The sequence below is a fragment of the Paenibacillus sp. CF095 genome (assembly GCF_900101225.1).
Lineage (GTDB): Bacteria > Bacillota > Bacilli > Paenibacillales > Paenibacillaceae > Paenibacillus.
In genome coordinates this window covers 2,789,386-2,813,769 of record NZ_FMZN01000001.1, presented here as the reverse complement: position 1 = coordinate 2,813,769, position 24,384 = coordinate 2,789,386, and the positions used below count along the sequence as shown (strand labels likewise).

At 46.2% G+C, this 24,384-nt stretch carries 26 protein-coding genes; 25 read left to right on the top strand and 1 reads right to left on the bottom strand.

All coding sequences use genetic code 11. The features are described from left to right. The first annotated feature begins 11 nt into the window (after positions 1-11). The 23 genes from BLS69_RS12165 (at position 12) to BLS69_RS12060 (ending at position 21,930) form a co-directional block, all read left to right on the top strand. On the top strand, positions 12-275 hold the full coding sequence (locus BLS69_RS12165; protein ID WP_017689119.1) for a DUF3243 domain-containing protein: 264 nt from the start codon (positions 12-14) through the stop codon (positions 273-275). Between the two features lie 197 nt (positions 276-472). Continuing rightward, a complete protein-coding gene (locus tag BLS69_RS12160; protein WP_024630282.1) occupies positions 473-1,240 on the top strand; it encodes a DUF3388 domain-containing protein in 768 nt (255 codons plus the stop codon). A gap of 66 nt (positions 1,241-1,306) precedes the next feature. Beyond that, positions 1,307-2,359, top strand: a complete 1,053-nt coding sequence (locus BLS69_RS12155; protein WP_091031823.1) for a helix-turn-helix domain-containing protein — start codon at positions 1,307-1,309, stop codon at positions 2,357-2,359. Between the two features lie 67 nt (positions 2,360-2,426). After that, the gene (locus BLS69_RS32130) at positions 2,427-2,597 is read left to right on the top strand and encodes a hypothetical protein (protein WP_017689116.1); all 171 of its coding nucleotides are present in this window, start codon (positions 2,427-2,429) and stop codon (positions 2,595-2,597) included. A 155-nt stretch (positions 2,598-2,752) separates the two neighbouring features. Continuing rightward, complete coding sequence (locus tag BLS69_RS12150) at positions 2,753-3,244, top strand: YajQ family cyclic di-GMP-binding protein (protein ID WP_017689115.1); 492 nt, start codon at positions 2,753-2,755, stop codon at positions 3,242-3,244. A gap of 320 nt (positions 3,245-3,564) precedes the next feature. Further along, on the top strand, positions 3,565-4,152 hold the full coding sequence (pgsA, locus tag BLS69_RS12145) for a CDP-diacylglycerol--glycerol-3-phosphate 3-phosphatidyltransferase (protein WP_062833849.1): 588 nt from the start codon (positions 3,565-3,567) through the stop codon (positions 4,150-4,152). A gap of 107 nt (positions 4,153-4,259) precedes the next feature. Next, positions 4,260-5,516 carry a competence/damage-inducible protein A gene (locus BLS69_RS12140; protein ID WP_091017238.1) on the top strand — a complete coding sequence of 419 codons (1,257 nt, stop codon included), beginning with the start codon at positions 4,260-4,262 and terminating at the stop codon, positions 5,514-5,516. Positions 5,517-5,759: 243 nt separating this feature from the next. Then, complete coding sequence (gene recA / locus BLS69_RS12135; RefSeq protein ID WP_062833851.1) at positions 5,760-6,824, top strand: recombinase RecA; 1,065 nt, start codon at positions 5,760-5,762, stop codon at positions 6,822-6,824. Positions 6,825-7,108: 284 nt separating this feature from the next. After that, complete coding sequence (locus BLS69_RS12130) at positions 7,109-7,846, top strand: regulatory protein RecX (protein ID WP_091031821.1); 738 nt, start codon at positions 7,109-7,111, stop codon at positions 7,844-7,846. A 310-nt stretch (positions 7,847-8,156) separates the two neighbouring features. Beyond that, entirely contained in the window at positions 8,157-9,698 is a 1,542-nt protein-coding gene (rny, locus tag BLS69_RS12125) for a ribonuclease Y (RefSeq protein ID WP_036670418.1), read from the top strand. A gap of 154 nt (positions 9,699-9,852) precedes the next feature. After that, entirely contained in the window at positions 9,853-10,647 is a 795-nt protein-coding gene (locus tag BLS69_RS12120; RefSeq protein ID WP_076330701.1) for a TIGR00282 family metallophosphoesterase, read from the top strand. A gap of 117 nt (positions 10,648-10,764) precedes the next feature. Beyond that, positions 10,765-11,025 (top strand): stage V sporulation protein S, encoded by a 261-nt coding sequence (locus BLS69_RS12115; RefSeq protein ID WP_007430104.1) that lies wholly within the window; start codon positions 10,765-10,767, stop codon positions 11,023-11,025. 86 nt (positions 11,026-11,111) lie between these two features. Next, positions 11,112-12,107, top strand: coding sequence for a dipeptidase (locus tag BLS69_RS12110; RefSeq protein ID WP_091031819.1), 996 nt, complete (start codon positions 11,112-11,114; stop codon positions 12,105-12,107). A gap of 194 nt (positions 12,108-12,301) precedes the next feature. Then, entirely contained in the window at positions 12,302-12,874 is a 573-nt protein-coding gene (pduL, locus tag BLS69_RS12105) for a phosphate propanoyltransferase (RefSeq protein WP_017689107.1), read from the top strand. Between the two features lie 312 nt (positions 12,875-13,186). Beyond that, positions 13,187-14,743: a tRNA (N6-isopentenyl adenosine(37)-C2)-methylthiotransferase MiaB gene (gene miaB, locus BLS69_RS12100; RefSeq protein ID WP_091031817.1), complete on the top strand. Its 1,557-nt coding sequence runs from the start codon at positions 13,187-13,189 to the stop codon at positions 14,741-14,743. Between the two features lie 299 nt (positions 14,744-15,042). After that, on the top strand, positions 15,043-15,456 hold the full coding sequence (locus BLS69_RS12095) for a YlbF/YmcA family competence regulator (protein WP_272907590.1): 414 nt from the start codon (positions 15,043-15,045) through the stop codon (positions 15,454-15,456). 209 nt (positions 15,457-15,665) lie between these two features. After that, positions 15,666-16,070 carry a PaaI family thioesterase gene (locus BLS69_RS12090; protein WP_091031811.1) on the top strand — a complete coding sequence of 135 codons (405 nt, stop codon included), beginning with the start codon at positions 15,666-15,668 and terminating at the stop codon, positions 16,068-16,070. A gap of 78 nt (positions 16,071-16,148) precedes the next feature. Further along, positions 16,149-16,952: an NUDIX hydrolase gene (locus tag BLS69_RS12085; RefSeq protein WP_091031809.1), complete on the top strand. Its 804-nt coding sequence runs from the start codon at positions 16,149-16,151 to the stop codon at positions 16,950-16,952. 67 nt (positions 16,953-17,019) lie between these two features. Beyond that, the gene (locus BLS69_RS12080; protein WP_091031807.1) at positions 17,020-17,577 is read left to right on the top strand and encodes a cysteine hydrolase family protein; all 558 of its coding nucleotides are present in this window, start codon (positions 17,020-17,022) and stop codon (positions 17,575-17,577) included. Positions 17,578-17,774: 197 nt separating this feature from the next. Then, complete coding sequence (locus BLS69_RS12075; RefSeq protein ID WP_091031805.1) at positions 17,775-19,229, top strand: nicotinate phosphoribosyltransferase; 1,455 nt, start codon at positions 17,775-17,777, stop codon at positions 19,227-19,229. A 318-nt stretch (positions 19,230-19,547) separates the two neighbouring features. Further along, complete coding sequence (locus BLS69_RS12070; protein WP_091031803.1) at positions 19,548-20,201, top strand: hypothetical protein; 654 nt, start codon at positions 19,548-19,550, stop codon at positions 20,199-20,201. An 81-nt stretch (positions 20,202-20,282) separates the two neighbouring features. Next, on the top strand, positions 20,283-21,302 hold the full coding sequence (locus BLS69_RS12065; RefSeq protein WP_091031801.1) for an oxidoreductase: 1,020 nt from the start codon (positions 20,283-20,285) through the stop codon (positions 21,300-21,302). A 166-nt stretch (positions 21,303-21,468) separates the two neighbouring features. Next, a complete protein-coding gene (locus BLS69_RS12060; protein ID WP_091031799.1) occupies positions 21,469-21,930 on the top strand; it encodes a hypothetical protein in 462 nt (153 codons plus the stop codon). 68 nt (positions 21,931-21,998) lie between these two features. On the opposite strand, the gene BLS69_RS12055 is transcribed toward BLS69_RS12060, so the two are convergent. Continuing rightward, positions 21,999-22,517 (bottom strand): MogA/MoaB family molybdenum cofactor biosynthesis protein, encoded by a 519-nt coding sequence (locus BLS69_RS12055; RefSeq protein ID WP_047842524.1) that lies wholly within the window; start codon positions 22,515-22,517, stop codon positions 21,999-22,001. 170 nt (positions 22,518-22,687) lie between these two features. Here BLS69_RS12055 and BLS69_RS12050 point away from each other — a divergent pair, with 170 nt between their 5' ends. After that, complete coding sequence (locus BLS69_RS12050) at positions 22,688-23,806, top strand: CobW family GTP-binding protein (protein ID WP_091031797.1); 1,119 nt, start codon at positions 22,688-22,690, stop codon at positions 23,804-23,806. 73 nt (positions 23,807-23,879) lie between these two features. Next, on the top strand, positions 23,880-24,215 hold the full coding sequence (locus BLS69_RS12045) for a four-helix bundle copper-binding protein (RefSeq protein ID WP_036609230.1): 336 nt from the start codon (positions 23,880-23,882) through the stop codon (positions 24,213-24,215). Positions 24,216-24,384: the final 169 nt, after the last annotated feature.

Below are 24,384 nucleotides of genomic sequence, written 5' to 3'. Positions count from 1 at the left end.
GAGGATTTATCATGTCAACAGAAAAAACAGTGCTCTCCAGTTTTGACACATGGAAGAAGTTCCTGGGTGACCGCGTACTGCAAGCAGAGAAGATGGGGATGAGTGAAGAAACCATCAACAAACTTGCGTATGAAATCGGCGACTTCCTTGATGAGAAAGTCGATCCGGCGAACCATTCCAACCGGGCATTGAAAGAGTTATGGGATGTCGGCGATGCAGATGAGCGTCGTACGATTGCGTGCCTGATGGTCAAATTGGCCAAACAAAACGCATAAGATTACAGATGAAGAGCTCCCGCAAGGGGGCTTTTCTCTAATGATTACAAACGGATTACAGAGCTGTTCTTGTAATTCATTTTCATTTTATATATCATTAACGTGACCCATTTTTAGAAGATGTCTCAGATTGTTGTCCAGTGGACACGTTCTGTTGCTGTCGAATAATGTGGAATAATGCATTACGGGGTGTTGAAATGGAATCTAAACAATGGTACATGGAATATAAAATACATAAGAACAGACCCGGTTTGTTAGGCGATATTGCCTCTATGCTGGGGATGCTTGAAGTGAATATATTGACCATTAACGGTGTTGAAGGCAAAACTCGAGGCATGCTGCTTGAATCGGATGATGATGAAAAAATCCGTTTGCTTGGTGAAATGCTTGGCAAAGTAAACAGCATCACCGTATCGGCTTTGCGTCAACCTAAATTGGTGGATATTTTGGCCGTGCGTCATGGCAGATACATTGACCGTGACTCGGATGATCGCAAGACATTTCGTTTCACACGAGATGAACTTGGGTTACTTGTGGACTTTTTGGGTGAAGTATTTAAGAGGGAAGGCAATCAGGTCATTGGTTTGCGCGGAATGCCTCGTGTTGGTAAAACGGAGTCCATTATTGCGGGTAGCGTATGTGCAATGAAGCGATGGACGTTTGTTTCCTCCACACTTCTTCGTCAGACGATAAGGAGTCAAATGTCCGAAGACGAATTGAACCCGAACAATGTGTTCATTATTGACGGTATTGTTAGCACGATACGCTCCAGTGAGCGGCATTACAACCTGTTGCAGGATATTATGACCATGCCTAGCACCAAAGTTATTGAACATCCGGATATTTTTGTACAGGAATCCGAATATGATTTTAATGATTTTGATATTATTATTGAACTTCGCAACAATCCGAATGAAGAAATTATTTATGATACGTTTACGGCTAGCTACACCGACGAATTGTAAGGAACCGTACGGAATCATGAAATAGATTAGCAACAACTCAAGAGATAAACATAAGGAGGAGATGGCATGTCTGAACTGGGTCAGCAGTTAAGGGAGGCCCGGCTGCAAAAAGGGATGAGTCTTGACGATGTACAGGAAATGACAAAAATTCGCAAGAGGTATCTGGAGGCCATAGAAGCAGGAGACTATAAAGTGCTGCCGGGTAGCTTCTATGTGCGTGCTTTCATCAAAACCTATGCGGAGACCGTGGGACTGAACCCTGATGAGCTGCTGGAGGGACACAAAAAAGACGTACCCGCAGAAGAGGCGGAAGCAACGATGGAACCGGTTATACAGAAGCGTTCCAGCCGTCCGGTTGAGCGTAGTAATCGGTGGATGTCTGTCGCGCTGATGTGGACATTCCCTGTTTTGATCGTAGTACTGTTGTATGTATACGTGGTGTATAACAATGGTGATGAATCAGATAATCCGGGGCTTGATCAGGTCAAAATTACGGACAGTCAACAACAGCCTGAGGATAAACCGGATCAACCTGCCGACAACGGACAGGCATCTAATCCGCCTGCGACAGATTCAGGTACTGACGGTACTGGTGAGGGCGAAGCTGGCGGTAACGGCGGCGGTACAGACACGGAAGGACAGACGGATGGTCAAACTGATGGCCAAACGGACGGACAGACGGATGAAACTGAGGAAGAACCAACTGACAATTCACCGTCTAATGTGACTGTTGCGGAAGATGGGAAATCAGGAAATATTACGAACTTTAAAGTTAACGGTAGTGCAGGGCAACCTGTAACGGTTACGATCAAAGCAACAGGTCATAGCTGGCTGGAAGTGTACAAAGGCGAAAACTCCAGTGGAGAGAAGTTGGAGTATGGTAACACAGCCGAAGGTGACAGCTATACCTTTGAGTTGGATAGTGCAGGCATGTATATTAAGTCCGGTTACGCTGCAGCGACCACGATTGAGGTTGGCGGGCAAGTTGTAACGGATGGCAAGGCGACCAATCGGATCCGTTTGAAGCTTGGTGAAGACAGTAGTAGTAGTACTACTTCTTCTACAGGTGTTGAAAATGGATCAACGGACGGTACAGGGGGTACCACGGGGAGCGAATAACCGGGTCAACTGCAGGAGACAATAACCGTGTCTTAACTTGCAGTTAACTTTTGGTGAAGTGAGGTGGATGGCTGTGACAGTCAGCTGGATCGTAACAGGTTTAGGGATCATTGTCAGCCTCCTGGGTTATTACCTGACTCCAAGTGCTTGGGGTTACGGAATATTGGGTTTTGGACTTGCACATGTGCTTTTGGGTGTGCTCGATATGTTCAGACAGCCCAACCGCAGCCGCTATTAGGTTGGAAGCTGGACCAGCAAGCATTTTTGGCAGCCACTTCAAGTGGAAGCCAAAAATGCTTTTTTCTTTGTCTAAAACAGCTTGAAATTAGACTTTTGCTTAAGGTATCCTCTATAATGTTACAGAACATACGATTAACTGAAAGGGTGACTGGTTTGAGTTCAGAAAATTCATTTGATATCGTGTCCAAAATGGACTTGCAAGAACTGACAAATGCCGTTACACAAACCGAGAAGGAAATTGGCACTCGTTATGACTTCAAGGGCAGCAAGAGCAGCCTGAAACTGGATAAGGATGCGTTAACGATCGTATCTGATGATGAGACCAAACTCAAGGCTGTCATTGACGTGCTGCAATCCAAAATGGCGAAGCGTGGTCTACCATTGAAAAACATTGATTACGCAAAGGTAGAGCCAGCGTCTTCTGGTACAGTCCGACAGCGTTTGAATTTTAAACAGGGGATTGATCAGGACATCGCCAAGAAAATCAATATTCTAATTCGCGATTCCAAGATGAAGGTGAAGAGTCAGATTCAGGGAGACCAACTCCGGGTAACTGGTAAGAGTAAAAATGATTTGCAAGCTGTCATGCAGCTGCTAAATGGTGCTAACCTACCTCTGGATTTGCAATATACAAATTTCAAGTAATATGGCCTTTTTGTAGCAAAAGTGTTTTTTGACACTGTATTGGGCGTATATTATACTAAGTGTGCATTGCTGGCAGTCATGCATCAAGTCCAGTCCTCATCGTTTGCTGACTTTGTGAAAAGCAGTACATCTTCTGGAAGTCACCGGAACGTTTAAAGCGGTTTTGCTTTTGAGCGGTTGACTTTATTTTTTGCGTTTCTACATAGTGGGATCATGTTAATATGGATTGACATTGAAACTGTACATTTCATGTTCCGGATGATGATAACGGGATTATGATGATTGTTTGGAGTAATGGAGGATATGAGGGAGGGCGTCTTGTGAATTTACCCAACCGGATTACGCTTGCACGAATTTGCTTAATCCCTTTTTTGATGGTGTTCCTGCTCGTGGATTTTCCATTTTATCCAGAGCCGTTGCAGCTTGGAAGCTTTTCGCTTCCGTATAATCAACTGATTGCTGCTGTTATTTTTATCATCGCCGCAAGCACAGATGGAATTGACGGATACCTTGCGCGGAAAAATAACATGGTTACCAATCTGGGGAAACTGCTCGATCCACTCGCAGACAAGCTGCTGGTTACTGCAGTTTTGATCTCGCTTGTGGAGATGGGCAAGCTGGATTCCTGGATTGCAGTTGTTATTATTAGTCGTGAATTCGCAGTTACCGGCTTGCGTCAAATTGCATTGCTGGATGGTTCGGTTGTTGCCGCTAGTGCTTGGGGCAAGCTGAAGACTGTAGTGCAGATTGTGGCGATTGTGCTGTTGCTGTTGAACAATTTCCCGTTTTCATACACGGGTATTCACGTCGATATTATTGCGGTATGGGCAGCAGCGCTTATTACCATCTGGTCGGGTATCGATTACTTTATCAAAAACAAAAATTTGCTTCATTTAACAAAAGCATAATGGTTTGTTCTTAAATGGGTAATCATGAAGGAAGCATTGGGTCAGGGGCAATAGGAAATTATCCTATTGCCCTTTGATCACTCACCACGTGTACAGGAGGATGCTCAATGAAGGCAGAAATCATTGCAGTTGGCACAGAGCTACTGCTTGGACAAATCGTCAATACCAATGCCAGATACCTATCCCGTGAATTGGCTGCGATGGGGATCGATGTATATTTCCAAACGGTGGTTGGGGATAACCTGAACCGTCTTAGTGAAGCTATACGCATTGCGCAGGGCCGTGCAGACGTTATTTTGTTTTCCGGTGGCATCGGACCTACCCAAGATGATCTGACCAAGGATGCGCTCGCAGCTGTTCTTAACCGGAAACTGCATACAGATCGAATGGCAATGGACAAAATTGAGAGCTTTTTCAGAGATCGTAATGTGGACATGACAGAGAATAACCGACGTCAGGCGATCGTTATTGATGGCGGCACACCTCTTGCCAACGAAACAGGACTTGCGGCGGGAAATGCGATTTCTGACAATGACAAATATTATGTTGTAATGCCTGGACCACCTAAAGAGTTGATTCCAATGTTTGAACAGGAAGTCAAGCCTTGGCTGTTCCAGCATGTGCTCACAGAAGAGATGCCAATCTATTCCCGAATGCTCAAATTCGCAGGTATTGGTGAATCTGCTTTGGAAGATCGACTATTGGATCTGATTGACGCGCAGACAGACCCCACGATTGCTCCTTACGCGAGCGAAGGCGAAGTTACGGTACGTGTCTCCACGAAGGCTGCGAGTGAGGGAGAGGCGAAGCTGAAGCTGGATGCGATGGAGGTTCAGATTCGGGAGCGTTTGACAGAACATCTCTACGCGAACGAGGATGTGCCTATAGAGTACACGATTGTAACCATGATGTCTGACATGGGGTTGACGCTCAGCGCTGCTGAGAGCTGTACAGGAGGGCTTGTCATGCAAAGTCTGACCTCTGTACCCGGAAGTGCGTCAATGCTCAAAGGTGGAATTGTTTGTTACTCCAATGAAATTAAAGAAAAGTTGCTAAATGTGCCTCATGATTATCTGGAAGGTGAAGATGCACCAGGGGCGGTAAGTCCTGAGGTTGCAAAAGTGCTTGCTGAACAGATCCGTATGATTGGCGATGCTGATTTTGGCCTGGCTGTTACCGGTGTAGCTGGACCGGGATATTCGGAACGTAAACCACCCGGACTTGTCTTCATCGCTCTTGCTGAACGGGGAAAAGAGACGGAAATTCATGAGCTGCGTATTAATGGTAATCGTGAGACTGTTCGCATTCGTTCAGCCAAAGCGATTCTCTATCGCTTATGGCAAAAACTTGTGGCGATGGATTGATTAGTTAATAGCTTCGATTGCATTTACAGTTCCAAGCAAGTATAATTAAGGAAGACGGAAGAACCGTAGAATTAGGCTTTACAGCCTTGTTTACGGTTCTTTTTTCTGTTTAATGGAAAGTTTCCTTGAGGAAGAGGCGCCTCGGCCTTTACAAAAAAAACGAATGTATGTTCGAAAAAAAGCTTGGCAAACGTGTTAAAACAAGGTATCATTATCTTATAAACAGTAAAGGGTGTGAGCTTATTGTCAGACCGTCGTGCCGCGCTTGATATGGCGCTCCGTCAAATAGAGAAGCAATTTGGTAAAGGATCCATCATGAAACTGGGTGAGTCCACTCATATGAATGTGGAAATTATTCCCAGTGGTTCCTTGGCTTTGGATATTGCATTAGGAACAGGCGGCTTGCCTAAAGGCCGTATTGTTGAAATATATGGACCTGAATCCTCAGGTAAAACAACTGTCGCATTACATGCGATTGCTGAAGTACAACGTGTTGGTGGACAAGCAGCATTTATCGATGCCGAGCATGCTCTTGATCCTCAATATGCAAGCAAATTGGGTGTTAACATTGACGAATTGCTTCTATCTCAGCCAGATACGGGTGAGCAAGGGCTGGAAATTGCAGAAGCTCTTGTACGCAGTGGTGCAGTAGATATCGTTGTTATTGACTCCGTAGCTGCCTTGGTTCCAAAAGCAGAGATTGAAGGCGAAATGGGTGATTCACACGTTGGTTTGCAAGCGCGTTTGATGTCTCAGGCGTTGCGTAAATTGTCTGGTGCAATCAGCAAATCCAAAACAATCGCAATCTTCATTAACCAGCTTCGTGAGAAAGTCGGCGTTATGTTTGGTAACCCGGAAACAACACCTGGTGGTCGTGCTCTGAAGTTTTATTCCACAGTACGTCTGGATGTGCGTCGTATTGAGAGTATCAAATCAGGCAATGACATGATTGGTAACCGTACTCGTATTAAAGTTGTGAAAAACAAAGTGGCACCTCCGTTTAAACAAGCGGAAGTGGATATCATGTATGGCGAGGGTATTTCGAGAGAAGGCAGTATCATTGACATTGGTACAGAGCTGGATATCGTTAATAAAAGTGGTGCATGGTACTCCTACGAAGGCGAGCGTTTAGGACAAGGCCGTGAGAACGCAAAGCAGTTCATGAAAGAGCATAAAGACATTGCTGAAATCATTGAACAAAAAATTCGGGTAGCTAGTAACTTGACTACCGCAGTTCCTGCGCCAACTAGTGAAGAGCAACAAAAAGAAGCAGAAGAAGAACAAGAATTGTTTGAAATCAACGAGTAATCTCTCAAATCCTCCCTTGTAGGGAGGACCCTGAGGGTGTTTCCCACTGGACTCCGTAAACTTATCTGATTGAGCTTGGATCAATCTGGATAATGGATTGTAGTGGGAGTGCTCATGCTGTCCAACAGCCCCTGTCCCAATGGACAGGGGCTGTTAGCACGCTAACTGTGGAGTAAAGGCCGGGCAGAGTTCCCGGTCTTTTGTATTATTAGTGTTCTTTGTCTTATGTGTGGAGATGTGCTTGGCGTAGTCAGAATGAAAATGTTATGAAAGGGGAGACCTGAATGGATCAACATGACGAGGATTTATATGAAGAAGCAGAACAGGATGGCCTATCCCAATTTCCGGACAACGAAGAACTTATTATTACACGTGTAGAACGAACGAAGAGCAGGCAAGCTCGTTATCGAATCACTTTTGGTATCCACTCCATTACGGTTCTTGAAGATGTGATGATTAAATACAGGATGACTCAAGGCAATACGTTTATGAAGAAGGATCTGGAGGAAATCATTGTAGCTGATGAGCGACAGCGGACGTATGCACAGTCTCTGCGTTTTTTGGAGCATAAGCCACGTACGCGCCATGAATTAAGTCAGAAACTTCGTCAGAAGGAGTTTGCTGCACCATTAATTGAAGAGACGCTGGATCGCCTTGAGCGGGAGAAGTTAGTGGATGATGATCTATTTGCGAAGGAATGGACAAGACAGCGTATGGAGGGCAAGCGGAAGGGAAAACTGTGGATAAGGCAAGAGCTGCGTCAAAAGGGCATTGCCAATGATCTCATTGTTGAGGCACTAGAAGGTATTAGTACAGATGCGGAATTTGAGACTGCCTTGAGTGCCGGACGCAAAAAATGGAATCAGGTCAAAGGGGACGTCAAAGAGAAGAAAAATAAAACGCTTCCCTTCCTAATGAGACGTGGTTTTTCAATGGATATGGTGCGCCGGGTCGTGAATTGTTTAATTGAAGAAGATGAGGCTGGGGACCCTGAAGATGACGAAGCGTTGTTATGGGATTAGCAGACTAGAGTCTCTATACTGCATTCTCTTGACAATTTCTTTCGTCAAATACTAAAATGGACATGAGTCTGTAAGAAATGGACAACCCTTTTTCCTTCCAAAAAAGCGGTTTCGGTTTCTTAAGATTTATACCATTCTTAATTATGGGTTCGCTGGAAACAGTGAATAGTACGTGGAAACATGTACATGTGAAATGAAAATCGGCGGGGGATCGCCGTGAGTATTCGTTATTCCCAAACATATGTAAGGTTTGAAAACTGCAAATTGACCCAAGGAATGCCTTGGAGGAACCAACGAGGAGGTGAACAGTATGGAAATTGCAATCACGATCGCTCTCGTTGCAGCCGCGCTATTCATTGGGTTCGGAGTAGGATATTTTATTCGCAAATCTCTTGCAGAGGCTAAAATCTCTAGTGCGGAACAAGCTGCCGTACAAATCGTGGAGAACGCGAAGAAAGAGGCAGAAGCACTGAAGAAAGAAACAGTGCTGGAGGCGAAGGATGAAATCCATCGCATTCGCGCTGAAGCTGAAAAAGACACTCGTGAACGTCGGAATGAAATTCAACGACAAGAAAGACGATTGTTGCAAAAAGAAGAGTCGCTGGATAAAAAATTGGAATCACTCGAACGTAAAGAAGAGCAAGTGGCTAACAAAGAGAAACGAATTGATGAGACTCAGCAGCAGATCGAAATGATCTACAAAAACCAGGTGACAGAGTTGGAACGTATATCCAACCTCACCATGGAAGACGCACGCAGTATCATACTGTCCAACGTAGAACAGGAAGTTCGTCATGAGACGGCTCAAATGATCAAGGACATTGAACAACAAGCGAAGGAAGAAGCGGACAAAAAGTCCCGCGAGATTATTACACTCGCCATCCAACGTTGTGCGGCTGACCACGTAGCGGAAACAACGGTATCTGTTGTTACTCTGCCAAATGAAGAAATGAAAGGCCGGATTATCGGTCGTGAAGGACGTAACATCCGTGCGCTTGAAACCCTTACAGGGATTGACCTCATTATCGATGATACGCCAGAAGCTGTTATTCTGTCGGGCTTTGACCCGATTCGCCGTGAGATCGCCCGTACTGCCCTGGAGAAACTGGTGGCTGATGGACGTATTCACCCGGCACGGATTGAAGAGATGGTTGAGAAATCCCGCAAAGAAGTGGATGAGCGCATCCGTGAATACGGTGAGCAAGCTACCTTTGAAGTGGGCGTGCATGGTCTGCATCCGGATCTGATCAAAATTTTGGGCCGGTTGAAGTTCCGTACAAGTTACGGTCAAAACGTCTTGAAACATTCCATGGAAGTCGCTTATCTGGCTGGACTGATGGCTGGCGAACTCGGAGAAGACGTAACTCTGGCAAGACGTGCAGGTCTATTGCATGACATCGGTAAAGCGCTGGATCACGAAGTGGAAGGATCACACGTCGAAATTGGCGTGGAACTGGCGAAGAAATACAAAGAACATCCGGTTGTAATCAACAGTATCGCGTCCCATCACGGAGATTGCGAAGCGACTTCGGTCATTGCCATGTTGGTTGGCGCAGCAGATGCGCTATCCGCAGCAAGACCAGGCGCACGCCGCGAAACGCTGGAAACGTATATCAAACGACTGGAGAAGCTGGAAGAAATCTCAGAATCCTTCGAAGGTGTCGAGAAATCGTACGCCATTCAGGCCGGACGCGAAGTTCGCGTTATGGTACAGCCTGAGAAGATCGATGATGCTGAAGCCTTCCGCTTAGCCCGTGACATCACGAAGATGATTGAGAATGAACTCGACTATCCGGGTCACATCAAAGTCACCGTCATCCGGGAAACCCGTGCGGTTGAATACGCAAAATAGAGCATTACGGAAAAGTGGCCGCAGTAGTGGGCCACTTTTCCTGTTGATAGCCTGTTAAAAGGCAACTACACATTATGGAGCATGAGATAGAGTCCTGCAAAGGTTCAACATTTGAAGTAAGAGGACTTTGCAGGAATTGAGGAGGCAGTAATCAATGAAAGTTTTGTTTATTGGTGACATTGTAGGTAACGTGGGACGTAAGGCATTAAAGGAAAATTTACCGTATCTGAAATCGAAGTATAAGCCACATGTAGTGATTGTGAATGGTGAAAATGCGGCAGCAGGTCGCGGCATTACCGGTGCAATCGCAAATGAGTTTTTCAACTGGGGTGTACATGGTATTACACTTGGTAATCATACTTGGGACAATAAAGATATTTTTGATTTTATAGATGATGAGCCGCGCATGATTCGTCCAGCGAACTTTCCACCAGGCACACCAGGACGAGGATACACGGTTGTCAAAGGCGAAGGGAAAGAGCTAGCGATTGTCAATCTGCAAGGAAGAACATTCCTGCCTGCTCTGGATTGTCCATTCCGTGTAGCTGATGAAATTGTAGATGAGCTACGCCAAGACTATAAATGTATTTTAGTTGATATGCATGCTGAAGCGACGTCAGAAAAGATTGCCATGGGATGGCATCTGGATGGACGTGCGTCTCTCGTTGTAGGTACACATACGCATGTACAGAGTAATGATGATCGGATTTTGCCTGGAGGAACAGCTTACTTGACGGATGCAGGCATGGTAGGACCTCGTGACGGCATATTGGGTATGGAGCGTGAGGCCGTGCTGCGTAAGTTCTACACCCAACTACCTGTACGTTTTGTTGTGGATGATGGCAAATGGCACTTCCATGGTGTTTTTGTTGAAATTGATGAAACCACAGGTGCGGCAACACGCATCGAAAAAATTCGTCTGACGGAGGACGAGTGGCGCATGGAATAGGGGTATTGTCCCATTTTGCAGGGAAACCCGTCTAAAAAGAAGGAATTTTTTTGCCTCCCGCGAATAACATCTAGTAAGTGGAAACAAACTTTCAACATTCCCAGGGAGGTACTTACCATGGATGTATTAAAAGTTTCAGCAAAGTCCAATCCTAATTCTGTAGCCGGCGCTCTTGCAGGGGTTCTTCGTGAACGTGGAAATGCTGAACTGCAGGCAATTGGAGCGGGAGCACTGAACCAAGCCATTAAAGCGGTAGCGATAGCCCGGGGATTTGTAGCACCAAGCGGAGTTGACCTGATTTGTATTCCAGCTTTTACAGACATTGTGATCGACGGCGAGGACCGAACGGCCATTAAGCTGATTGTGGAGCCCAGATAATACATGCAGTATGCATTGAACCTGTTTACGATGTAGACAGGTTTTTTTGCGTTTTTTTTGCAATAAAATATGGAGGAGGGTTTAAGATGTCCGTGTCTGATTGGCGTGTAGCTGATTTTCACTGTGATGCACTGAGCAAAATTTTGATGCAGCCTGCTCTTTCATTTGAAGATGCTCCACAACTGGATGTGAACTTGAAACGTTTGAAAGAGGGGAATGTAGGATTGCAGGCGTTCGCCATCTATTTACCCGAAGTACTTGGCAGAGGCAAGTTTGAACATGTGATGGGGCAGTTGGAGATTTATCGTAGACGTGTGGAGAGAAGTCAGGAGCGGCCTGGCGGCACACAGACGTTGTTATGGCGTGAACAGGTGGCTCAGGTGGGGCAGACAGAGGGTCCGTGGGGATTAATCACACTGGAGGGTGTAGATGGCCTGGAGGGCAACCTGTTCTATCTGGAGTTATGTTATCAGATGGGTGTTCGAATTATTGGACTAACGTGGAATTATGCCAATTGGGCGGCTGACGGAGTAATGGAGAAGCGAGGAGCAGGTCTGACCGAGAAGGGGAAAGAACTGGTGCGCCAGTGTAATGAAATGGGAATGCTGTTAGATGTGTCACATTTGACGGAGAAAGGTTTCTGGGAACTGGCTGACTTGAGCAAACGTCCATTTATCGCCTCCCACTCCAACAGCTATAGCGTATGTCCCCATGTGCGTAATCTGAAAGATGATCAGATTCAGGCCATCATTGCCCGGGAAGGGCGGATCGGACTGACGTTTGTGCCCTGGTTTGTAAAACAGGAGGGTGAGGTACGTATAGAAGATCTGCTTCCTCATATTGAGGAGATCTGTTCTCTGGGCGGGCAGCATCATCTGATGATGGGGTCTGATTTTGATGGGATCTCCACGTATATTCAGAGACTTGAACACTCAGGGCATTATCCGAGACTGACGGAAATCCTGCTCAAGCATTATGATGAACATCTGGTTCGCGGCTGGTTGTGGGGGAATGCGATGAGTTATCTGGGGGAACACTTGCCAGAGAGCAATCCAAAGATAAAGGGGAATTCCATGAAATAGTGAACTGGTGTGTGCGCTGAATGTGTTGAAATGAAACTAGTTTTCCAAATAAAGGACGGGAATGATGGTGAAATAAGTGTATTTCATGAATTTTCACCAGTTCGTTTTCATTTCACTCCAAAAAGGGGTATAATACCATTGGATTGTTAAGAGCCTGAGTACAGGCCATAGATAAACAAGGAGTGAAATTTACAATGAGTAAAACAGTACCTGTGGGCGTATCTGCCCGTCACATTCATGTATCCCAAGAGCACGTTGAAATTTTGTTTGGCAAAGGTTATGAACTGACTGAATTTAAACCTCTGTCCCAGCCTGGCCAATACGCTGCTAACGAAACTGTAGCGGTAATTGGTTCGAAAGGACAGTTTGATAAAGTGCGTATCCTTGGACCTGTTCGCCCTGAAACGCAACTGGAGATCTCCATGACAGATTCATTTGCCATTGGTGTTAAAGCACCTGTACGTGAATCTGGAAGTATTGAAGGTACACCAGGAATCACAATTAAAGGTCCTGCTGGCGAAGTTACGATTGATAAAGGTGTTATCGTTGCTGCTCGTCACATTCACTTCCATACTTCGGATGCTGCCAAATGGGGTATCGAGGACAAACAAATGCTGAAAGTTCGCCTCGGCGGAGATCGCGGTCTTGTACTGGAAAATGTACTGGCTCGTGTATCCGATTCTTTTGCACTGGACATGCATATTGATACTGATGAAGCTAACGCTGCTGGCGCTCGTAATGGCGACACTGCTGAAATCATCGATTAATTACATGTAATAGCTTCAGCCGCCAATTGGGGCGGTCTGAATAACATATAAACCTGAGCACAGCCAACAGGGGACGGTTAATTCCAGCCCTGATGGCAAGGCTCAGGTTTTTGTATTTTCTGAGTATTCTTCTGAACATGGCATGTTACGGATTAGACGAAGGGACATGTGCTTTGGATGTGGAACTACAGCCCAATTCATGCTATAATTTGCTGTAATGCTCTTTTGGTGTTCCAAGCAAGAAATTCACCTGGAACAGGGATGAATGAACGATTTTTTATTAATAGAGGCTGTAAGGAGTGACCGAAGGAAATGGCTAAAGACTCAAAAAAGGATTACTCCCAATATTTTGATTTCTCCGATGCCAAAGTAATTTCGCAAGATGAATTCAGCAAAAAGATAAGAATCCGGGGCCGTGAGATTAACATCAAATCGGAACCCAATCATCGTCAGGAGAAACAGCGGGGCAAGGAAGACGTCCAGGTGCTTTACGAAAATGCCGTTCCCGATGAACTGAAAAACATAGGGAAAGGCAAACATTATATTGTATATACGTATGGATGTCAGATGAACGAGCATGACTCAGAAACCATCAAAGGACTGCTTGAGTCTATGGGATATCAGGCTACAGAGAATCGCAAAGAAGCTGATATTATTCTGCTCAATACGTGTGCCATACGGGAAAATGCGGAAGATAAAGTATTTGGTGAGCTTGGTCACCTGAAAACGCTAAAACTCGAACGTCCGGGATTGTTACTTGGCGTATGCGGGTGTATGTCCCAAGAAGAAGGCGTCGTTAACCGAATCATGCAGAAGCATGGATTTGTGGATATGATCTTTGGTACACATAATGTGCATCGATTGCCACATCTAATCCAGGAAGCGCTGTTCAGCAAAGAAATGGTTATTGAGGTATGGTCCAAGGAAGGCGACATTATTGAGAACCTGCCGAAGAAACGTGAGGGTATGCGCGGCTGGGTGAACATTATGTATGGCTGCGACAAGTTCTGTACATATTGCATTGTTCCGTTTACGCGGGGCAAAGAACGCAGCCGTCGTCCGGAAGATGTCATTGCCGAAGTTCGGGATTTGGCACGACAAGGCTTTAAGGAGATCACGCTGCTTGGTCAAAATGTTAATGCGTACGGCAAGGATTTCACCGACCTGAACTACAGCTTTGGTGACTTAATGGATGCCATTCGCCAAATTGATATTCCGCGAGTACGATTCACAACCAGTCACCCACGTGACTTCGATGACCGCTTGATTGAAGTGCTGGCCAAGGGCGGAAACCTGGTGGAGCACATTCATCTTCCGGTGCAATCTGGCAGTTCGGAAGTGCTCAAACGTATGAGCCGCAAGTATAGCCGGGAACACTATCTGAAACTGGCTGACAAAATTAAAAAGGCCATCCCGAATGTGGTGTTAACAACGGATATTATTGTTGGTTTTCCGGGTGAAACGGAAGAACAGTTTGAAGATACACTTTCCCTTGTCCGTGAAGTAGGGTATGATTTTGCCTATACCTTTATTTATTCCCCACGGGAAGGTACACCGGCTGCGGTGATGGAAGACAACGTACCGATGGAAGTGAAGAAGGAACGTTTGAAACGCTTGAACGAAACGATCAACGAATACAGCCACCGAAGCAATGAAGAGCAACGCGGCAAAATCGTTGAAGTACTCGTTGAAGGCGAGAGCAAGCGGAATTCCGAAGTTCTGGCAGGACGTACGCGCAGCAACAAGCTGGTGCATTTTGAAGGACCCAAAGAATTGATCGGTACTTTCGTACAAGTGGAAATCACCGATCCGATGACTTTTTATATTCGGGGCAACCTGCTCTCTGAGCCGGTAGCTGCCAATCAGTAATACACACACCAATAAGTTGAATGATTTTTTGCACTTAGCGGGGTTACGCCGAGCGTAGCGAAGGTGACGGAATCGATTCTGTAGAAGCGAAGCGTTCGCCTTTGTCTCCGAATTTTCACCTTGAATATGTTCAATCGAAAAAAATTTGGAGACAACAGCGATCAAAAGAACGATCCGACACCGTAGCGGTCACTGAGCAGTCAACTGAGCTAGGGCAACATGAATATTCATCTTATATCATCTCATAGAATGGAGCGATTTCAGTGGCGCAGGAAGAAGTGCAGTACAACCATTATGGAATGCCAACCTACGATACGCGCAATCTGGTCATACGCGACGACATTATGGGAAAAGCCAAAGAATTGGCTGATATGCTCGGAACGAGTGAGGAAGTTAGACAGTTTCAACAGGCTGAAACCAAAATTCGGGATCATGAGCGCATCCAGCAGTTGATTGCAACGATCAAGAAAAAACAAAAAGAGATTGTTGCTTTTGAAAGCTTCAAAAATGTGGAGATGGTCAGCAAAATTGAACAGGAAATTGACGATCTGCAAAGCGAACTGGACAGTATTCCATTGGTTACCGAATTCCAGCAGAGCCAGAGCGACATCAACTACTTGCTTCAACTAGTGATCTCTGTAATCCGGGATACGGTATCTGAAAAAGTAAACGTGGAGGCTGGAACGGATTCACCTCCGACCAGTTGCGGTTAAATGACGGAAGGGTGCGGACGCTGTCCGCGCCTTTTTTGACATTACATAACCGTTAACGTGGAGTGGCTATCGCCAAGTACTCGGAATATAATTCCAAGCAAAGCTCCACGCTGTGGGGTTATTTTGTGTGGCGCAGCTGATTTTTAATGATAAAGGCACATGACATCAAGAGAGCTTGATACGTACAGTGAATAAAGGAGAAATGAATAATGAGTATTTTGGACAAAATGGTGGAAGACGGAGACGGACGATTCTGGGGATTTCTCGGATGTCGTTATATTAAAGGAGACGGCAAAGAAGTACAGATCGCGTTGACAGCAGGCGAACATCATACCAACTCCATGGGGATTATTCATGGGGGTGTATTAACTTCACTGATGGACCAGGCGATGGGTATGGTTGCAACAGCAGCAATGGAAGTGGAAGGCTGTGTGACAACGAATCTGAACGTACATTTTCTCGCACCAATGAAACAAGGGGAATTAACGGTGACAGCTACGGTACTGCATCAAGCAGGACGCAGTGTTACGACTCAATCGGAGGTTCGTGATGCATCGGGCACGTTGGGATGTATGGCAACGGCGACATTCCGCATAGCACGCCCTAGAACGTAACGCAAGAATCCTGCGGTTGACAAAAGATATTATTATGTCATAATGAAATTATCAAAATGAAAATAGTCGGTGGTGCCCATGAGCGAAAACTACGAACACTTTAATGCAGAGAGCGACGAACAAGCAGCACGTGCTTATAGTTCCAAAAAATATCGTACCCCCGATGGTGTTCCTGCGGATATCGTTATGTTCACCTTGACCAAGCGGGAGCGCAAGACGGTGACAAAGACACTTCCCATTCGGGAACTGAAAGTGATGCTAATCAAGCGCAAAGGCTGGCCTTTTGCAGGCAGATGGGCATTACCCGGTGGATTTTGTCAGGAGAATGAATCCATCTACGGTGCAGCTAAGCGTGAGCTGATGGAAGAGACAGGTGTAGATGGTGGACATCTGGAGTACTTGAATGTATACAGTCAGCCGGGTCGTGACCCAAGGGGCTGGATTATCTCTCACGCATTTTTTGCACTTGTGGAAGAATGGATGTTGGATCAACGCCAAGCAGCAGATGATGCTGAGGATGTTGGATTGTTCACGATTCAGGAGGCGCTGCAAGAACTGGAACTGGCCTTTGATCACAGAACAATCATCGAAGATGCTTATCGACGTATTCAACAGCAGATGCTGGAAACGACGATTGCTCGTCAATTCCTGCCACGTGAGTTTACATTAAGTGAATTATATCAGGTTATTCAAAGTGTTGTACCGGATTTTGAAGAACCAAACTTCATTCGCAAGATTACGTCTACCCGCAGCCGTAAAGGCATTGTGGAAGAAGTAAGAGATGAAGAGGGGAACCTGGTGAGTTCCAACCAGTACTCGCAGCGACCGGCGCAGTTATATCGTTTTACAGAACTTGTACCACGCCTGTCCATCTATACGTAATAAGGTGTAGATGTGTCAATCTGATTGAATCAGGATCAACCATTTCTGGGCTAAGGGAGTGTTGACGATGAAAGCACTGATTGTCATTGATTTCACGAAGGATTTTGTGACAGGTTCTTTGCCTGTAGGTCAGCCGGCAGTAGAGATCGACGAGACGATTGCAGCTGTAACCGAGGCCTATTGTAAGAACAAACATGAGGTAATCATGGCTGTGGATCTGCACGAAGAGAATGATCCGTATCACCCGGAGACTGCACTTTTTCCACCTCATAACATCAGAAATACGGAGGGAAGACAGTTATATGGTCGTCTTGCCCAAGTGATGGAAGAACGTAAAAGAGATATACAGTGGATGGATAAGACGAGATATAGTGCATTCTGTGGGACCGATCTGGAACTCAGACTGCGTGCACGTGGTATTACGGATATTGCACTGATTGGGGTATGCACGGATATTTGCATATTGCATACCGCAGTGGACGCTTACAATAAAGGTTTTCATATTACGGTATATGAAGATGCCGTTGCCAGCTTCAATGCGGCAGGGCATGAGTGGGCACTTGGACATTTTCGTTCCAGCCTTGGTGCTTCGGTGGTTAAGGCGAGCGAGACAGTCTTGGCTTAATTTACTCCATAGTCATGTTTGGTTGGCCTCATGTTAGGAACCGGATGAATGTGGTGAATGGTGTATAGAGTTTTTTACGGGAGACTTGTTTGTTTAATATGGATGAACAGAATCATGAAGAATAAGTCTCCATATGTTAACCCGTGTTCACAGATTAAATCTGGGGACACGAGCGGAAGTCAGAGAGGATGAGACAAATGCAGACAACTAGCCTGGCTTTACATACGGATAAATATCAGATCAATATGATGTACGCCCATTGGGTGAATGGTACTCACAAGCGGAAGGCGGTATTTGAAGCCTATTTCCGTAAGCTTCCTTTTGGCAACGGATATGCGGTATTTGCCGGATTGGAACGGATTGTGAACTATATCAGCCAGCTTCGATTTACGATGGACGACATCAAATTTTTATCCAAACAAGAGGAAAATTACGATCCGGTCTTTCTGGAAGAATTGCTCCAGTTTTCATTTCAGGGGACGATTCATTCCATGAAGGAGGGTGCAATTGTTTTCCCTGACGAACCGCTCATTCGGGTAGAAGGCTCCATTATGGAGACACAATTGGTGGAGACGGCGATACTTAACTTCATGAATTATCAGACGTTGATTGCAACCAAGGCTTCGCGGATCAAACAGGTAGCGCAGCAGGATACGTTGCTCGAATTCGGCACACGGCGTGCACAGGAAGCGGATGCTGCCATCTGGGGCGCACGTGCATCGTATGTAGCAGGGTTCCATGCAACGTCCAACATGCTGGCTGGAGAGCGCTTCGGAATCCCAACAGCAGGTACACATGCCCATTCCTGGGTACAGAGCTTTATGAGCGAACAGGAGGCGTTTGACGTGTATGCCAAAGTGTTGCCTGATCAGGTTACACTGCTGGTTGATACCTTTGACACGTTGAACAGTGGAGTACCTCACGCCATCAAGACAGCCAAGAAGTTGGAGAGCCAAGGCAAAAAGATGAATGCCATTCGTCTCGACAGTGGTGACCTAGCGTACTTGTCGATTCAGGCACGTCAGATGTTGGATGAGGCTGGCTTGGATTATGTGAAAATTGTTGCATCCAATGATTTGGATGAAAATACGATTTTCAACCTGAAGGCTCAAGGAGCACGGATTGATACATGGGGTGTTGGTACACAGTTGATTACCGCTTCTGACCAGCCATCTTTGGGTGGAGTGTACAAATTGGTGGAGCGTGAAGTGGACGGTGCCATGCTGCCTACGATCAAAATATCTGCCAATCCTGAAAAGGTGTCCACTCCAGGTAAAAAGGAAGTGTTCCGGATCATTGATCCGAAACATGGCAAAGCGATTGCAGATTATATCTGCTATCCAGATGAAGAGCAGCCGCTACAGGGCGGACCGCTCAAGCTGTTCAACCCGCTACACCCTTACTTGAAAAAGACCGTTACCCGCTACGAAGCGGTAAATATGCTGGAGCCGATCTTTGTGAACGGACGCAAAGTATATGAGCTGCCTAATCTGGATGAGATTCGTGCGTACCACCAGGAACAGATGAACCTCTTCTGGCCTGAATACCAACGGAAGCTCAACCCGGAGATCTACCGTGTGAACATCAGCCCTGCGGCATGGAATATGAAGCAGAAGCTCATTGCGGAACATGTGAAATTCACAGAGGAATGATCTACACATCAGAATTACAGAGAGGCATAACCAGGGAAAATGACTGGCTTATGCCTTTTTGATGCTCATAAAGGGTATACATTTTTCTTGTATGATCCAGTGATGTAAGAAATCTCATGGACAGACCGCCGAGGTAGCAGGCATACTGGAATTTGGCTTGTTCAGTTCGAGAGGTTGTTCAAGAATGGACTTTTTGAACGCGCATTTAGAGGTGCAAGGCAGTCATTATTTCTCGGGAAAGCGCAGGAGACGCCAAATTCTGCAACGATTGATTCAATCGCACGGCTGTAGGGGATGAAAGTAAGAGGAGGTGCAGACATGAGATGCATATTGGGCCTGGTCTGGATCGCTTTTATTGCCTATGCATTGTTGTTGGCACCGGGGCAGTCACCTGGAAGTGACCCGATATTCAAAGAACTGATCACAATGCAAAGCAAAGAGCCGTGGTTACTTACTGTGTTTTCGTGGTTAGGTATTTTCCCGGCAGTTTATGCCTGTATACTGTTAAGAACATCTGTGAAAGAACGAGGTGCACGTGTACCGGCTTGGCCTTTTGTGTTGTTTTCTTTTGGACTAGGCGCTTTTGCGCTGCTTCCCTATTATGCATGGTCATCATCCGCCAATAGAGCTTCGGGTTACGCAAGCTTGCATTTTGGCCGTCAGCGGGAGTCGGGAATTGCACGGGTAGTGGCCCATAAGCTGACGCATGTAGTCCTTCTGCTGTTAACGCTGGGGACAGCATTCTATGCCGTGACGCAAGGTGATCCGGATGTATATATGGACGCGTTCAGACAATCTTCCTTTGTACATATCATGACCATTGATTTTGTACTGCTGACCTTACTCTCCATGCTTGCGATATACAGGGATACTATAGTGAGTCGACGTTCACCAGCTTGGGCAGTGGCAGGCATTATTCCCATTGTGGGTCCACTAATCTATCTGTTGACATTAAGGAGAGACAGAGCCTGATCATTACGTTAAGCCTGAATGCGAACATTTCATGTGCTTAATGGAAAAATATATAAAACTCAGAAGAAGGAGTGCATATCGATGAAAAACCAGTTTAACGCATATGTTGTCCGTAAAGAAGAACAGGGCGGAGTGAAAGCTGCCATAGAGCAACTGAAGCAGGAAGATCTGCCAAATGGAGATGTAACGGTACAGGTACAATATTCCAGTGTCAACTATAAAGACGGGCTCGCGACGCTTGAAAAGGGTGGTGTCGTTCGTGAATACCCGATTGTACCCGGAATCGATCTCGCCGGAACGGTAGAGGAGTCGGTAAGTGGACGTTTTGCACCGGGAGATCGGGTGATCAGTACTGGGTTCGAACCGGGTGTATCTCATTACGGAGGATACAGCGAGTATGCGCGTCTGCGCAGTGAATGGCTGGTGCCGCTACCACCGGGTCTTAGTGAGAAAGAAGCTATGGCGATTGGAACCGCAGGATTTACGGCTGCACTTTCGGTAGATGCGCTTCTGCAAGCTGGAGTTACACCGGAGATGGGCAAGGTTCTGGTTACGGGTGCAACAGGTGGCGTTGGGAGTATGGCCGTTGCGATTTTAGCGAAACTCGGCTTTGAAGTAACAGCCAGCACAGGCAAGAAGGAGCAGGAGGAGTCATTGCTCCGAAACTTGGGAGCCTCAGAGGTGATTAGTCGTGAACAAGCTGATGCTCCAGCCAAAGGAGCCATGGGGAAACAGCTATGGGCAGGCGTTGTTGATCCAACAGGAGGACCAGCTCTCGCGGAGCGATTGAAACAGATTCAATACGGAGGTGCGTTAGCGGTATCCGGGTTAACAGGCGGCACAGCTTTTGAATCTACGGTGCTTCCGTTTATTTTGCGTGGTATCCAGCTTATTGGTATAGACTCTGTATATTGCCCGATGGAACGTCGGGAACGAGTGTGGAAACTTCTCGGTGGAGAATGGAAACCGGAGCGCGCGCTGGAACTGGGAATCCGGGAGATTTCTCTAGATCAATTGCCTCATACGCTGGAGACGATACTCCAAGGTGGTGCAGTAGGTCGTACGGTGGTCAATACGATATCAGATCTGCCATCCGCATAAGATTCTAAGTCCTTAGACATGCTAATTCTACCTGATTGGGTCACAGTACACGTGGCTGGAAAGGAAGGATTGGCATGTGGTTTGCTAGAAAAGGCCGAAGTCTGGCTGGAAGAACAATGAAGTTGGTACTTGTAAGTGGCGTGTTGATCACGAGTATCTGTCACTGGTGGCTTGTTCGGCATCATCCATTGAACAGGAGCGGAAGGTCTACACCCGCGAAGCGACAGATGAAGGAAATATGAGGGCACAGAGTCAAGGACACGGATTAAACGGTGAATTGGTGAGTGAGATCAGTAAGAGTTTTGAAGCAAAAGGCATTCAGCTGATGAATAATATGTCTGCCGATGACGGCCATGGTGGGATCTCTTATATGTATTTGTTGAATGGAAGTGGCAGACATATCGTGAAAGTCCATATTTTCAGTGATGCGACAACCCGGGCTGCCAGCATGAAACAAATGTACAGTGAGAATCGTGATGAAGCTGTCTTGGAGAATGCGCTTGGCCGAACAACGATTCGCAGCAAAGGAAACGTCTCACTCGTATATACAGCTTCTGGTGGGGAAAAGGACAAGTATGAACAGGATGTGTTGCAGGTGTTCCGACATGTGCTGGGGCAACTAAGATAAGTAGAGCGAGATACCCTTCGTACTTTACCATACAGTTGAAAATAAACCCGAAAAACCCGTCTGATCTTTCAGACGGGTTTATATATTTCACGCATCACATGCCGCAGCTCGGGCAAAATGAGTTTTTCCATAGCCAATTTGACGGCTCCTTTGGAACCCGGCATGGAGAATACGGCTGTGCGTCCGATCGTTCCAGCGACGGCTCTGCTCAGGATGGCAGCGGAACCGATATCTTCGGTGTAACTGAGAAAACGGAAGATCTCACCAAAGCCCGGGAGTTCCTTGTCGAGTAGTGAGGATACAGCTTCGTAGGTTGTATCTCGGGGTGCAATCCCTGTTCCGCCGCTAAGCAGCACGGCTTCGATATCATCACGAACGGCTGCATCTTGCAGGATGCTACGAATGTTCTCCGTTTCATCTGGTGTGATGATGTATTCAACAATCTGATAACCCGCTTCATTCAGAAGCTGGTGCATGAGCTGGCCACTGGTGTCAGTGTCTTTAGTGCGTGTGTCCGATACTGTAACAATCATGCACGATACCGTGGTCGGAGCTTCCTGGCGATGTTGTTCCACTGAATTAGTCATGAAACTTCCTCCTTCAATCAACATGTCCTCATAGCATAGACCATCCGGTAGAATCAGGCAATGTACTGGGGAAGAGTTGAACATTATTGCACAACGAATGCGGGATGGTGTACACTCGCTAGATATATATAGTCAGGTTACAAGAAGGACAATCAGAGAGGTGTTTAAGGATGAACGAAACGATTTTAAAAGAACAATCCATACCTGTATATATACTGTCAGGTTTTTTGGGGAGTGGCAAAACAACATTGCTTGTTCAGTTGATCGAACATTGGCAACAGCAGGGTTTGCGTCCCGCAGTGGTTATGAATGAGTTAGGCGAAGTCAATCTGGATGGTCAGATTGTGGATTCCACCGTTCCGATGACAGAGATGTTAGGCGGCTGCATCTGTTGTACTGTACGTGGTGACTTGGGATTGCAACTTGCTGATCTCGTTCAAGAGGAATCACCGGATGTGATCATCATTGAAGCAACTGGTGCCGCGAACCCAATGGAGATTTTGGATGCGGTAACGGAGACCTCACTCTACATGCGACTGGAACTGAAAAGTCTCATTACTGTTGTGGATGCAGCGCATCTATCTGGCCTATATCAGGAGCAGAAGGGGCAGACGTTCAAACTGATGCAGGAGCAGATTCGTTGTGCGTCTGTGCTTCTCTTAAACAAAACGGATCGGGTGAGTGCACAGGAACTGAAGGACTTGGAACAGCTTTTGGCAAAATGGAATGGCTTCGCACCTGTAATTCCTACGGTCAAGTGTGAGGTGGAGATGGATATGTTGCTTCGCAGTGGGGCAGACGTGCATGTACGTGATTCAGCTTCTGAAGCAGGTAAGCCGGCTCACCAAGAACATCATGTTCATACGGAAACCTGTGGCACAGATGGATGCAGTCATGGACATGAACATACACATCATACAGTCCAAGGCGATGCTACGAATACTGACGCATCTCATAACCATAGTCATGACCACGGTCACGAGCATTCTGCTCCACATGCCTCACACGAACATGTTATGGTGTATACGCATTATTTCAGTCATCCGGTGAACAGTGAGGCGTTTGAACAATTTGTATCTGCTTTGCCACGGGATGTGTATCGAGCAAAAGGCATTTTATCGTTTAGTGACACAGCGAGTCGCTTCTGGTTCCAGTATGCCTACCGTGAATCGGACTACATGAAGATCACACCTCAGGGAGAGGTCCCTAATGTTGCAGTGTTTATAGGTGAACATTTTGACCAAACTGTCATTCGTGACCAATTACTGGAATTGGAAGCGATAAAGTAGGTTAGATGATTCAATATTCCTCCGAACTGGGTATTAAGATGCATAGCAAACTTTGCCTGGGAGGTAACTTTAAATGACACAACAACAATATCAACAATGTATCGATGCTTGCCTGGAGTGCATGAATGCTTGCAACGTATGTTACATATCGAGTCTGAAAGAATATGATCTGGCGATGCTGCGTGATTGCATTCGTTTGAATCGGGAATGTGCGGAGATTTGCAGTTTTGCTGCACAAGCGATGACACGTGGAAGTGATTTTATTGCTGAGATATGCGAATTGTGTGTGAAAGCTTGTGAAGCTTGCGCCGCAGAGTGTGGCAAACATCACCATGATCACTGCCAAGCATGTGCAGAGGCTTGCCGCAGATGTGCAGAAGCTTGCCGATTGATGGCAGCAGTAGCGTAATTATTTTTTCTCTGGAATATATATAATTAAAACCGATAATGACCGTTGTCCCCTAAGGGAAGGCAGTGAACACAGGCATCTGAGACGATGTGCCTATGTGTTGCCTTTCAGTAGGGGATTTTTAATGCGGGTTGCCAAGTCTGATCGTGGTATGTATAATGATGGCAAT